The organism is Microbispora oryzae, assembly GCF_017896165.1.
Classification (GTDB): domain Bacteria; phylum Actinomycetota; class Actinomycetes; order Streptosporangiales; family Streptosporangiaceae; genus Microbispora; species Microbispora oryzae.
This window is the reverse complement of the sequence record NZ_JAFCNB010000035.1, coordinates 30,284-44,494: the sequence shown is the minus strand read 5'-3', so window position 1 is coordinate 44,494 and position 14,211 is coordinate 30,284. Positions and strand designations below refer to the sequence as shown.

The 14,211-nt window shown below is 72.9% G+C and carries 1 protein-coding gene; it reads right to left on the bottom strand.

Annotated elements, in window-relative coordinates:
• Positions 1–14,053: type I polyketide synthase (locus JOL79_RS34730; protein ID WP_307848856.1), on the bottom strand; the 14,053-nt coding region annotated here is incomplete at its 3' end.
• Between the last annotated feature and the right edge of the window lie 158 nt (positions 14,054–14,211).

The following is a 14,211-nucleotide window of genomic DNA, read 5'->3' as shown; positions in this document are numbered from 1 at the left end:
CGAACACGCCGACCGGCTCACCCCGCAACCCCAGCGGGTTGACCCCCGCCCGCTCGAACGCCTCCCACGACGTCTCCAGCAGCAACCGCTGCTGCGGATCCATCGCCAACGCCTCACGCGGACTGATGCCGAACAACCCCGCGTCGAAATCACCCGCCCCATACAGGAACCCACCCTCACGGGCATAAAACGTCCCCGCATGATCCGGATCCGGGTGATAAAGCCCCTCCAGATCCCAGCCACGATCCGCCGGGAACGCCCCAATCCCATCCCCGCCGGCGGCGACCAGATCCCAGAACTGCTCAGGCGTCTCCACACCACCGGGCAGCCGCAGACCCATACCCACGATCACGATCGGATCGTCGCTGGCGGGCGCGATCACGTCGGCGACGGTCGAGTCGGACACCAGCGTGCTCGGCGTGAGGCGTCCGAGCGCGAAGGTGGTGAGTCGTTCGGCGGTCGGGTAGTCGAACACCAGCGTCGCGGGAAGGACGAGCCCGGTCGCCGCCTGCAACCGGTTCCGCAGTTCCACCGCGGTCAGCGAATCGAACCCCAGCCCCTTGAACGCCCGATCCGGCTCGATCGCCGCCGTGGAAGCATGTCCCAGGACAGCGGCGACCTCGGTCCGCACCAGGTCAAGCACCGCGCGGTGCCGTTCCGCCGAGGACAGCGACGCGAGCCGACCGGCGAGACCGGTCTCGGCCTGCGGAGCGTCGGTCGCGGCGGCGGCCAGCCGCGCGAACAGCGGCCGCTCGCGGGAAGCGGTGAACAGCGGCAGAAACTCCGCCCAGCGCACGTCGGCGACCGTCACGGCCGCCTCATCCGACCCGACGGCGAACGCCAGCGCGGTCAGCGCGCGGGCGGGGTCCATCGGAGTGAGTCCACGGCGGCGCAACTGGGCGGCCACGTCCTCGTCGGCGGCCATGCCGACCTGGGCCCAGGGACCCCAGGAAACCGCCGTCCCCGGCCGGCCGTTCGCACGACGTCGGGCGACCAGCGCGTCCAGGGCCGCGTTGGCGGCGCCGTACGCCGTCTGCTCCGCGCTGCCCCAGATCCCCGAGATCGAGGAGAAGACCACGAACGCGTCGACGTCACCGACCAGCGCGTCCAGATGCAACGCCCCGTCGACCTTGCCCCTGATCACCCGATCCAGATGCGCCTCATCCGCGTCGACCAGAGCGACATCCTCACCGACACCGGCCGCGTGCACCACCGCGTCGACCCGGCCGACCACGGCCAGCAACTCCTCCACCGCCGACCGATCCGCAAGATCACACGCATACGCCTGCGCGTTCGGCAGCCCGGCCAGCAACCCCGCCGCCCCCGGCGCGTCAGCGCCACGCCGCGACACCAGCACCAACCGCTCGGCGCCATTCGCCGCCGCCCACCGCGCCACCTGAGCGCCCAGACCACCCGTACCGCCGGTGATCAGCACCGTGCCGGTCGGCCGCCATTCCCCCGCGTCGGACGCGGGCGCCGACGCCAGCCGCCGCACCAGGACACCGCCGGCACGGACCGCGATCTGGTCTTCCGCGCCGAGCGCACCGGCCAGTACGGCCCCGATCCGCTTCGCCGCCCGTGAATCGATTGTCTGCGGCAGGTCCAGCAGGCCGCCCCACAACTCCGGGTGTTCCAGTGCGACCGCGCGGCCCATGCCCCACAGCGCCGCCTGATCGACCTCCACCGCGCCGTCGGCCCGGCCCGTGGCCACCGCGTTGCGGGTCACCCACCACAACGGGGCACGACACCCCGCCTCCACCAACGCCTGGACCAACCTAAGCGCATCCGCGAGGGACGCGGGGGTGGCGATGAGGCCGGCGAGGTCGAGGCCCGCGAATTGCTCGGCTCCGGTCACCCGCAGCACCGAGGCACCCAGCTGCGCCAGCACCTCACCGAGTCCGTAGACGTCCTCACCGGCGACCGCCCACACTCCGGAGAGCAGGGCCTGGGCCGGAACGGTCATCGGCTCCCAGTCGATCCGGTACCGCCAGCCGTCGACGAGCGACCGTTCCCGGCCCCGCGCCCGCCAGGACGCCAGCGCGGGGACCACGCCTTCGAGCGCAGTGGTCGCCACTCCGAGCTGCTGGGCCAGGGCCGGCAGGTCACCGCGTTCGACGGTGGTCCAGAAGCCGGCGTCATCCCGTCCCGGCTCCTCGGCCCGACCGGCGGGCGCCTCGTCGGGCCAGTACCGCTCCCGTTGGAAGGCGTACGTCGGGAGTTCCGCCGGCTGGACGCCCTCGTGCAGTGCGCTCCAGTCGACCGGAACACCGTTGACATGCAGCGTCGCAAGCGCGGTGAGCGCGGTGGTGAGCTCGTCACGGTCCCGGCGGAGCAACGGCACCGCCACGGTCTCCGGCTGCGAAGCCACCCGCTGGGCCAACGCGGTCAGCACCCCGTCCGGGCCCAGCTCCACCAACCTGCCCACCCCATCCAAGGCAGTGAGCGCCTCAGCGAACCGGACCGGCTTGCGAACCTGCTCCACCCAGTACTGAGGGTCCGACCACTGCCCCGGCTCCACCGGCCGGCCCGTCACCGTCGAAACCACCGCAACCGACGGCTCCCCGAACGCCAACCCCCGAACCACCCGCCCGAACTCCGCCAGCATCGGCTCCATCAACCGCGAATGGAACGCATGACTCGTCCGAAGCTTGTTTGTCTTCCACCCGCGTTCGGCGGCGAGGCCGGCGACCCGGTCGATATCGGCCGCCGCCCCGGACACCACCACCGCGTCCGGGCCGTTCACCGCCGCGACATCGACGTCGGGGAACGCCTCCAGCACGTCTGCTTCGGACGCGCCGACCGCGAGCATCGCCCCACCCGCAGGCAGCGCCTGCATCAACCGGCCCCGCGCGGTCACCAGCGTCGCCGCGTCGGACAGCGACAGCACTCCTGCAACGTGTGCTGCGGCGATCTCCCCGACCGAATGCCCCACCAGCACATCCGCCGCCACACCCCACGACGCCACCAGGGCGTGCAGCGCCACCTCCACCGCGAACAACGCCGGCTGCGCATACCCCGTCTGATCAATCAACGCCTCATCGGCCAGCACCTCCGCCAGCGGCCGATCCAGATACGCGTCCACATGCAACGCCACCTGATCAAAGGCATCCGCGAACACCGGGAACGCCCCATACAACCCCCGGCCCATCCCAACCCGCTGCGCACCCTGACCCGTGAACAAGAACCCAACCCGCCCCGGACCGGCCGTCCCCCGCACGGCACCGGCACCCGCCGCGACCGCACCAAGACCGGACGCCAACTCCTCTGCGTCGCCCGCGAGCACCACCGCCCGATGCGCCAGAGCGGCCCGCCGGATCGACGTGGCGCCCACCCCGGCCAGGTCCGTACTTTCGGTGCCGTCGGTCACGGCCCGCAGGACACGCTCGGCCTGCGCCCGCAGCGCCGCCTCCGTGTGCCCGGACACCAGCACCGGCACCAGAGGCAGATGTACGGTCGGCCCCGCGGCGGCGACAGGCTCCGCGGCCGGAGGCTCCTCCAGGATCACGTGGGCGTTCGTGCCACTCATCCCGAACGACGAGACGCCCGCCCGCCGCGGCCGATCCCCCGCCTGCCACGGCTGTGCCGAGGTGAGCAGTTCGATCGTGCCCGTGGTCCAGTCGACATGCGGCGACGGCTCGTCCACGTGCAAGGTCTCGGGCAGCAGGTCGTGCCGCATGGCCTGAACCATCTTGATGATCCCGGCGATACCGGCGGCGGCCTGGGTGTGACCGATGTTCGACTTGATCGATCCCAGCCACAACGGTCGCTCCCGATCCCGGCCGTAGGTGGCCAGCAGCGCCTGCGCCTCGATCGGGTCGCCCAGCGTGGTGCCGGTGCCGTGCGCCTCCACCGCGTCCACGTCCTGCGAAGACAGGCCCGCAGAGGCGAGAGCGGCCCGGATCACCCGCTGCTGCGACGGGCCGTTCGGCGCGGTCAGGCCGTTCGACGCGCCGTCCTGATTGACCGCCGTCCCCCGCACCACCGCCAGGATCGGGTGCCCCAGCCGCCGGGCGTCCGACAACCGCTCGACCAGCAGCATGCCCGCGCCCTCAGACCACCCGGTGCCGTCCGCCGCCGCCGCGAACGGCTTGCACCGCCCGTCGGCGGACAGCCCTCGCTGCCGGGAGAACTGTACGAAGGTCTCTGGCCCCGCCATCACGGCCACGCCGCCGACCAGCGCCATCGAGCACTCACCCGAGCGCAGCGCCTGCACCGCCAGATGCAACGCCACCAACGACGACGAACACGCCGTGTCAACCGTCATCGCCGGGCCTTCGAGCCCGAACGTGTAGGAGATCCGCCCGGAGACGACACTGGCGGCGGTTCCGGTCAGCAGATGCCCTTCCAGCCCCTCCGGCAGCACGTCGGCCCTGCTGGCGTAGTCGAGGCTGTTCGCGCCGGCGAACACGCCGACCTGTTCGCCCCGCAACGACAGGGGATCGATCCCGGCCCGTTCGAACGCCTCCCAGGAGGTCTCCAGCAGCAGCCGCTGCTGCGGGTCCATCGCCAGCGCCTCACGCGGGCTGATCCCGAACAACCCCGCGTCGAAATCCGCCGCCTCGTACAGGAACCCACCATGCCGCGTGTACGACGTCCCCGCATGATCCGGATCCGGATGATAAAGCCCCTCCAGATCCCACCCACGATCAGCCGGAAAACCACCGATCGCGTCAGAACCCGAGGCCACCAACTCCCACAACGCCTCAGGAGTATCCGCCCCACCCGGGAACCGGCACCCCATCCCCACGATCACAACCGGATCGTCGTCACCGGCGACGGCGGCCACCGGCGCGGTGACGGCCTCCACGGAACCGCTGAGTTCTCCGAGAAGATACGCGGTCAGCCTCTCGGCGCTGGGATAGTCGAACGCCAGCGTCGCGGCCAGCGTCAGCCCGGTCGCGGCCCGCAGCCGGTTGCGCAACTCCACCGCCGTGAGCGAGTCGAAGCCCAGCTCCTTGAACGCCCGGCCCGGCGCCACCGCCTCACCCGACGTGTGGCCCAGCACCGCGGCCACGTGCGTGCGTACCAGATCGGCGACCAGCCGCTCCCGTTCACCGGCGGGCAGGCCGGCCAGCCGCTGGCCGAACGTGGAGAAGACCGTCCCGGCGACCGTGGGCGTCCGCGCCTCGGGCAGCTCGTCGAAGAGCGGACGCGTCCGGGCGGCGGCGAACACCGGCACGAACTCGTCCCAGCGGACGTCTGCGATCGTCAGCGCACCCTCGTCGCCGCCCACCGCATCGGCCAGGGCGGCCAGTGCCCGCCCCGGGTCCAGCGGCAGCAGGCCACGTCGGCGCAGCTGGGTCGCGACCTGGTCGTCGGCGGCCATGCCGACCTCGGCCCACGGCCCCCAGGCGACCGCGGTCCCCGGCAGTCCGCGGGCACGCCGCCGGGCGACGAGCCCGTCGAGAGCCGCATTGGCCGCGCCGTAGGCGGCCTGTTCGGCGCTGCCCCAGATCCCGGAGATCGAGGAGAACACCACGAACGCGTCGATGTCGCCGACCAGCGCGTCCAGGTGCAGGGCGCCGTCCACCTTGCCGGACAGGACCGTACGGAAGTGGGCCTCGTCCGCGTCTCGCAACGGCACGTCGGCCGCGACGCCGGCGGCGTGCACCACGGCGTCGACCTGGCCGACCGCGGCCAGCAGTTCCTCGACCGCCGCCCGGTCGGCCAGATCGCACGCGTACACCTGCGCGTTGGGCAGCTCGGCCAGCAACTCCGCCGCACCGGGCGCCTCCACGCCGCGCCGGGACACCAGCACCAACCGCTCGGCGCCGTTCGCCGCCGCCCACCGCGCCACCTGCGCGCCCAGACCGCCGGTGCCGCCGGTGATCAGCACCGTGCCGCGCGGCTGCCAGGCCGGTGCCGCACTCGCCGGGGCGTGCTCAAGCCGCCGTACCAGGACGCCGCCGCCGCGCACCGCGACCTGGTCCTCCGCGCCGAGCGCCCCGGCCAGCACCGCCCCGATCCGCTTCGCCGCACGCGAATCGATCGTCTGCGGCAGGTCCAGCAGGCCACCGCACAACTCCGGGTGCTCCAGGCCGACGACCCGGCCGAACCCCCACAGCACGGCCTGGCCGACCTCGACCGCCTCATCGGCACGACCGGTCGCCACCCCACTCCGGGTCACCAGCCACAACGCGGTGGTGCTCTGCACGTCCGTCAAGGCCTGCACCAGGGCCAGCGCCTCACCCACCGAAGCGGGGCCGGCCACCACGCCGGACGCCTCCAGCCCGGCGAGCCGGGTCGCCAGCTCGGTCCGGGTGCCCGCGGCCACCCGCGTCACCGACGCGCCGAGCCCGGACAGCACCGCGCCGATCCCGTGCCGGTCCTCACCGACCAGGACCCACCGTCCGGTCAGTTCGGCGGACGGCAGGTCGGCGGGCTTCCAGGTGACCCGGTAGCGCCAGCCCTCGATCTGGGACCGCTCACGGCCACGCGCCCGCCAGGACGCCAGCGCGGGCAGCACGTTCTCCAGCGACGCGGCCGGTACTCCGAGCCGGGCGGCCAGACCGGGCACGTCGCCCTGCTCCACCGTCGCCCAGAATCCCGCCTCGATCGGGTCGGCGGCGGCTGGTCTCACCGGCCGGCTCTCCAGCCAGTACCGTTCCCGCTGGAATGCGTACGTCGGCAGGTCGACCGGCTGGGCACCGGTTCCGGCAAGCAGCGTCGTCCAGTCGACCGGGACGCCGTTGACGTGCAGCGTCGCAAGCGCGGTGAGCGCGGTGGTGACCTCGTCACGGTCCCGGCGCAGCAGCGGCACCGCCACGGTCTCCGGCTGCGGAGCCACCCGCTGGGCCAACGCGGTCAACACCCCGTCCGGGCCCAGCTCCACCAACCTGCCCACCCCATCCAAGGCAGTGAGCGCCTCAGCGAACCGGACCGGCTTGCGAACCTGCTCCACCCAGTACTGAGGGTCCGACCACTGCCCCGGCTCCACCGGCCGGCCCGTCACCGTCGAAACCACCGCAACCGACGGCTCCCCGAACGCCAACCCGTGAACCACCCGCCCGAACTCCGCCAGCATCGGCTCCATCAACCGCGAATGGAACGCATGACTCGTCCGAAGCTTGTTTGTCTTCCACCCGCGTTCGGCGGCGAGGCCGGCGACCCGGTCGATATCGGCCGCGGTCCCGGACACCACCACCGCGTCCGGGCCGTTCACCGCCGCGACATCGACGTCGGGGAACGCCCCCAACACCTCCGCCTCCGACGCGCCGACGGCGAGCATCGCCCCACCCGCAGGCAGCGCCTGCATCAACCGGCCCCGCGCGGTCACCAGCGTCGCCGCGTCGGACAGCGACAGCACTCCTGCAACGTGTGCTGCGGCGATCTCCCCGACCGAATGCCCCACCAGCACATCCGCCGCCACACCCCACGACGCCACCAGGGCGTGCAGCGCCACCTCCACCGCGAACAACGCCGGCTGCGCATACCCCGTCTGATCAATCAACCCCTCATCGGCCAGCACCTCCACCAACGGCCGATCCAGATACGCGTCCACATGCAACGCCACCTGATCAAACGCATCCGCGAACACCGGGAACGCCCCATACAACCCCCGGCCCATCCCAACCCGCTGCGCACCCTGACCCGTGAACAAGAACCCAACCCGGCCAGCCCGAACCACCCCGCTCAGAGCACCCGTACCGGACACAATCGCATCCAGACCAGAGGCCAACCCCTCGGCGTCACCCGCGAGCACCACCGCACGATGCGGAAGCGCGCCGCGGCGGACCGAGGCGAGACCGACTCCGGCCAGGTCGGCGTCCGCCATCGCACGCAGCCGCTGTGCCTGCGCCCGCAACGCGTTCTCGGTCTGACCGGAGACCAGCACCGGCACCACCGGCAGCTGCACGGCCGGCCCCGGGGCGGTCACAGGTTCCGCGGCCGGAGGCTCCTCCAGGATCACGTGCGCGTTCGTGCCGCTCACGCCGAACGCCGACACACCCGCCCGACGCGGCCGATCCCCCACGAGCCAGGGCCGGGCCTCCGTCAGCAGCTCGACACTCCCGGCCGACCAGTCCACATGGGCCGACGGCTCGTCCACGTGCAAGGTCGCGGGCAGCAGATCGTGCCGCATCGCTTGAACCATCTTGATGATCCCCGCGACCCCGGCGGCAGCCTGGGTGTGACCGATGTTCGACTTCACCGACCCCAGCCACAATGGCTGCTCCCGACCCTGACCATAGGTGGCAAGTAGAGCCTGCGCCTCGATCGGGTCACCCAACGTCGTGCCGGTGCCGTGCGCCTCCACCGCATCCACATCCGAGGCCGACAACCCCGCCGAAGCGAGGGCCGCGCGGATCACCCGCTGCTGCGACGGACCGTTCGGCGCCGTCAGCCCGTTCGACGCGCCGTCCTGGTTCACCGCGGTGCCCCGCACCACCGCCAGCACCCGGCGACCCGCCGCCCGCGCCGACGACAACCGCTCCACCAGCAGCATGCCCGCGCCCTCGGCCCACCCGGTGCCGTCCGCCGCCGCCGCGAACGGCTTGCACCGCCCGTCGACGGACAGCCCGCGCTGCCGGCTGAAGTCGAGGAACGCGTCGGGAGTGGCCATCACCGTGACGCCGCCGACCAGCGCCATCGAGCACTCGCCCGACCGCAGGGCCTGCACCGCCAGATGCAACGCCACCAACGACGACGAACACGCCGTATCGACCGTCATCGCCGGGCCTTCGAGCCCGAACGTGTAGGAGATCCGCCCCGAGACGACACTGCCCGCGGTTCCGGTGCCGAGATATCCCTCAAGATCGGTGGGGACATCGTGCCGCTGGGCGGCGTAGTCCTGACCGTTGGAGCCGGCGAAAACGCCGATCTGCGCGCCGCGGAGCGACAGCGGGTCGAGGCCGCCGCGCTCCAGCGCCTCCCAGGAGGTCTCCAGCAGCAGCCGCTGCTGCGGGTCCATCGCCAGCGCCTCACGCGGGCTGATCCCGAACAACCCCGCGTCGAAATCCGCCGCCTCGTACAGGAACCCACCATGCCGCGTATACGACGTCCCCGCATGATCCGGATCCGGATGATAAAGCCCCTCCAGATCCCACCCACGATCAGCCGGAAAACCCCCGATCGCGTCAGAACCCGAGGCCACCAACTCCCACAACGCCTCAGGCGTGTCCGCCCCACCCGGGAACCGGCACCCCATCCCCACGATCACAACCGGATCGTCGTCACCGGCGGCAACGGCACCCGTCCCCGGCGTGATCACCGCGTCGACGGAACCGCTGACCTCGTCGAGTACGTGGGCCGCCAGCCGTTCGGCACTCGGGTAGTCGAACGCCAGCGTCGCGGGCAGCACCAGGCCCGTCGCCGCCTGCAGCCGGTTGCGCAGCTCCACCGCGGTCAGCGAGTCGAAGCCCAGCTCCTTGAACGCCCGGCCCGGCGCCACCGCCTCACCCGACGAGTGACCCAGCACCGCGGCCACATGGGCGCGCACCAGATCGGCCACCACCCGCCCGCGATCAGCGGCGGGCAGACCCGCCAGTTTCTGTCCGAACGCGGAGAACACCGACCCGCCGCCCGCGAACGTCTCCGCCTCGGGCACCTCGTCGAACAGCGGACGCGCCCGAGCCGCCGTGAACAGCGGCAGGAACTCCGCCCATCGGACGTCGGCGACGGTGACCGTGGTGTCCCCGGCGCCGATCGCGCCGGCCAGGGCGGCGATCGCGTGGGCGGGCGCGAGCGGGACCAGGCCCTGCCGTCGCAGCAACTCGGTCTCGCCCTGATCTGCGGCCATGCCGATCTCGGCCCACGGCCCCCAGGCGACCGCCGTTCCGGGCCGACCGGCCGCGCGACGGCGCTCGACGAGGGCGTCCAGGGCCGCGTTGGCCGCGCCGTAGGCCGCCTGCCCCCTGCTCCCCCAGATCCCGGAGATGGAGGAGAACACCACGAACGCGTCGACGTCGCCGACCAGCGCGTCCAGATGCGACGCCCCGTCGACCTTGCCGCGGATCACCCGGTCGAGATGCGCCCGGTCGGCGTCGGCCAGGGTCGCGTCCTCGCCGACGCCGGCCGCGTGGACCACCGCGTCGACCGAGCCGACCGTGGCCAGCAACGCCTCCACCGCCGGCCGATCGGCCAGATCACACGCATGCGCCTCGGCGTTCGGCAGTTCAGCCAGCAACTCCGCCGCTCCCGGCGCGTCCCCACCTCGGCGCGACACCAGCACCAACCGCTCGGCACCATTGGCCGCCGCCCACCGCGCCACCCGCGCGCCGAGCCCACCCGTACCGCCGGTGATCAGAATCGTCCCGCGCGGACGCCACGCCCGCCCGGAAGCGGCCGGCGCCCGCTCCAGCCGCCGTACCAGCACGCCGCCGCCGCGCACCGCGACCTGGTCCTCGGGCCCCAGCGTCCCGGCCAGCACCGCCCCGATCCGTGCCGCCGACCGCGCGTCGATCACTTCGGGCAGGTCGAGCAGGCCGCCCCAGAGCTCGGGGTGTTCCAGCCCGATCACCCGGCCGAACCCCCACAGCGCGGCCTGGCCGACGTCCACCGCGCCGTCCGCCCGGCCGGTGGCCACCGCGCCCCGGGTCACCAGCCACAACGGAGCCCGGCACCCGGCGGTCGCCAGCGCTTGGACCAATGCCAGGGCCTCCGCCGGAGACGCCGAAGACGCCACCACACCGGCGAGGTCCCGCCCGGCCGCGGCGGCTCCGTCAGTGAGCGACACGCCACTCAACTGCATGTCAGTCATCAGCACGTCAGTCAACGGCACGACCATCGCGCCCAGCCCGGACAGCACCGCCCCGAGGCCGTGGACGTCCTCACCCGCCAGGGCCCACGTACCGGAGAGCCCGGCCTTCGCCGGATCACGCGCCGGATCACTCGCCGGCCGCCACGTGATCCGGTACCGCCAGCCGTCGACCAGCGAGCGCTCCCTGCCCCGGGCCCGCCAGGATGCGAGCGCGGGCAGCACACCGGCCACGGCCTCGGTGCCGACTCCCAGCTCCGCGGCGAGCGCGGGCAGGTCGGCACGGTCGACCGCAGCCCAGAAGGCCGCGTCGCCGGGGTCGGTGGCACCGTTCCGGGCCGGAGCGCTCCCCAGCCAGAAGCGCTGCCGCTGGAACGCGTAGGTCGGCAGGTCCACGACCCGGGGCTGGGTGAACGTCACGGCCGGGGAGAACACGGTCGGCCAGTTCACCGCCACGCCGTTGACGTGCAGGGCGGCCAGTGCCCCGGCCGCGGTGACGGCCTCGTCGCGGTCGCGGCGCAGCAGCGATACGCACACCGCGTCCGGGGCCGCCTGCTGGGCCAGCGCGGTCAGTACGGCGTCCGGCCCGAGCTCCAGGTAGCTTGTGACGCCGTCCAGTGCGGCGAGCGCGTCGGCGAAGCGGACCGGCCGGCGGACCTGCTCGACCCAGTATTCGGGGTCGCTCCACTGTCCCCGCTCGACCGGGCGGCCCGTGACCGTCGAGACGATCGGCAGCTTCGGCTCGCGGAAGGTCAGGAAGCGCAGCACCCGGCGGAAGTCCGCGAGCATCGGCTCCATCAGCCGCGAGTGGAAGGCGTGGCTGGTCCGCAGGCGAGTGGCCTTCCAGCCGCGCTCGCCGGCAGCGGCGGCGACCCGCTCGATGTCCGCCTCGATCCCGGACAGCACCACGGCACCCGGCCCGTTGACCGCCGCGATGTCGACATCGGGGAACGCCGCACGCACCTCGTCCTCGGACGCCTGCACCGCGAGCATCGCCCCACCGGCGGGAAGCGCCTGCATCAACCGGCCGCGCGCGCCGACCAGCGCCGCGGCGTCGGAGATCGACAGCACCCCGGCGGCATGCGCGGCCGCGATCTCGCCGATGGAGTGCCCGATCAGTACGTCCGGGGTGAATCCCCAGTGCCGGGCCAGCGCGAACAACGCCACTTCCACCGCGAAGATCGCCGGCTGTGCGTAGCCGGTCTGGCCGAGCAGTTCCTCGTCGGCGAGCGCGTCGGCCAGCGGCCGGTCGAGCTGCAGGTCGAGATACCAGGCGGCCTCGTCGAAGGCCGCGGCGAACACCGGCTGAGCGGCGTACAGTTCGCGGCCCATAGCGAGCCGCTGCGAGCCCTGGCCGGTGAACAGAAATGCGGTGCGGCCTCCCGTCGCGATCCCGGAGACGACCTGCGCGGACGGTTCCCCGCCGGCGAGCGCGGCGAGGCCCAGCGCCGCCTGCTCACGATCCGTGCCGAGCACGACGGCGCGGTGGGCGAAGTGGGTCCGCGTGGTGGCCAGCGAGAAGCCCAGGTCGGCCAGACCGGCGTCCGGCTCATCCAATCGGGCCAGCAGGTTCGCGGCCTGGGCGGCGAGCGCCTCCGGCGTGCGTCCAGAAACCGGCAGCGCGAACGGCCCGGTCACCGCCGAGCCCGACCCCGGATCCGCCGCACCGGGCGCCGCATCCCCAGCCATGTCCTCAGACGCAGGCGCTTCGAGGATGAGGTGGGCGTTGGTGCCGCTCATGCCGAACGAGGACACCGCCGCGCGTCGCGGCCGGTCGGTCTCGGGCCAGGGCTGGGTATCGGTGAGCAGCCGCACGGTGCCCGCTCGCCAGTCGACGTGCGGTGTCGGCTCGTCCACGTGCAGGGTCTTCGGCAGCACCCCGTGCTGGAGCGCCTCCACCATCTTGATGACACCGCCCACCCCGGCCGCGGCCTGGGTGTGACCGATGTTGGATTTGATCGATCCGAGCCACAGCGGCCGGACCCGGTCCTGACCGTAGGTGGCCAGCAGCGCCTGCGCCTCGATCGGGTCGCCGAGCGTGGTCCCGGTACCGTGCGCCTCGACCGCGTCGACGTCGGCCGCGTCCAGCCGCGCGTTGGCCAGGGCCTGCCGGATCACCCGCTGCTGCGACACACCGTTCGGTGCGGTCAGGCCGTTGGACGCGCCATCCTGGTTGACGGCCGAGCCGCGGATCACGGCGAGGATCCGGCGGCCGGCGGCCCGCGCCGAGGAGAGCCGCTCGACCAGCAGCATGCCGACGCCCTCAGCCCAGCCGGTGCCATCGGCGGCGGCGGAGAACGGCTTGCACCGGCCGTCGGCGGCCAGGCCACGCTGCCGGGAGAACGCCACGAACGACGCCGGGCTGGCCATCACGGCGACGCCGCCGGCCAGCGCCATCGAACACTCGCCCTGGCGCAGCGCCTGCGCGGCCAGGTGCAGCGCGACCAGCGACGACGAACACGCGGTGTCGATCGTGAGCGCCGGGCCCTGCAGGCCGAGGGCGTACGAGACCCGGCCGGACGCGACGCTGCCCGCGGTCCCCGTGACGAGATAACCCTCCAGGCCGTCTGCGGCGTCCTGCAGCCGCGGCCCGTACTCCTGGGCCTCCGCGCCGACGAAGACGCCTACGCGCTGCTCGCGCAGCGTCTCCGGCGGGATGCCGGCCCGCTCCAGTGCCTCCCAGGAGGTTTCGAGGACGAGGCGCTGCTGGGCGTCCATGGCCAGGGCCTCACGCGGGTTGATCCCGAAGAAGTCGGCGTCGAACTCCGCCGCGTCGTAGAGGAACCCACCCCGCCGGGTGTAGCTGGTGCCGGGCTGGTCGGGATCGGCGGAGTAGAGCGCGTCGAGGTCCCATCCCCGGTCCGTGGGGAAATCGCCGATCGCGTCGGTCTCGGACTCCACGAGACGCCAGAGCGCCTCGGGTGACCGGACGCCGCCGGGGAACCGGCACGCCATGCCCACGATCGCGATCGGCTCGTCGGCGTGCCCGGCGGCGGCGACGTCGACCCGTTCGGGGGCGAGGCCGAGCAGTTCGGCGTAGAGGTGGCGGGCGAGCGCGGCCGGCGTGGGGTAGTCGAACGCCAACGTCACCGGCAGGGCCAGGCCGGTCGCGGCGGTCAACCTGCCGTGCAGTTCCACCGCGGTCAGCGAGTCGAGCCCGGTCTCGAAGAACGTGCCGTCGGCCGCGACCGTCTCACCGGCCGGGCGGCGTAGCGCGGCCGCGGCGAGCTCGGTCACCAGACCGGTGAGCATCCGCTGCGCCTCCGGCTCCGGCAGGCCGGCCAGCCGCTGCCGCAGCTCCGTCCCCGCCCCGTCACCGGCCGACGCAGGTGCCCCGAACTCCCCGGACGAACTCATCATCTAGCGCCCACCATTCGGCGAAAAGAACAGCGAATAGCCCATACCGTTGGGCGACGCTAGCCACCGGCACCTATCCCCACAGCTCCTATCGCACCCCTAGCGGATTGATGCCAGGGGCTCAGTCGGGTGTCGCAGCCCGCCTGTCCCTGGAGTCCGTC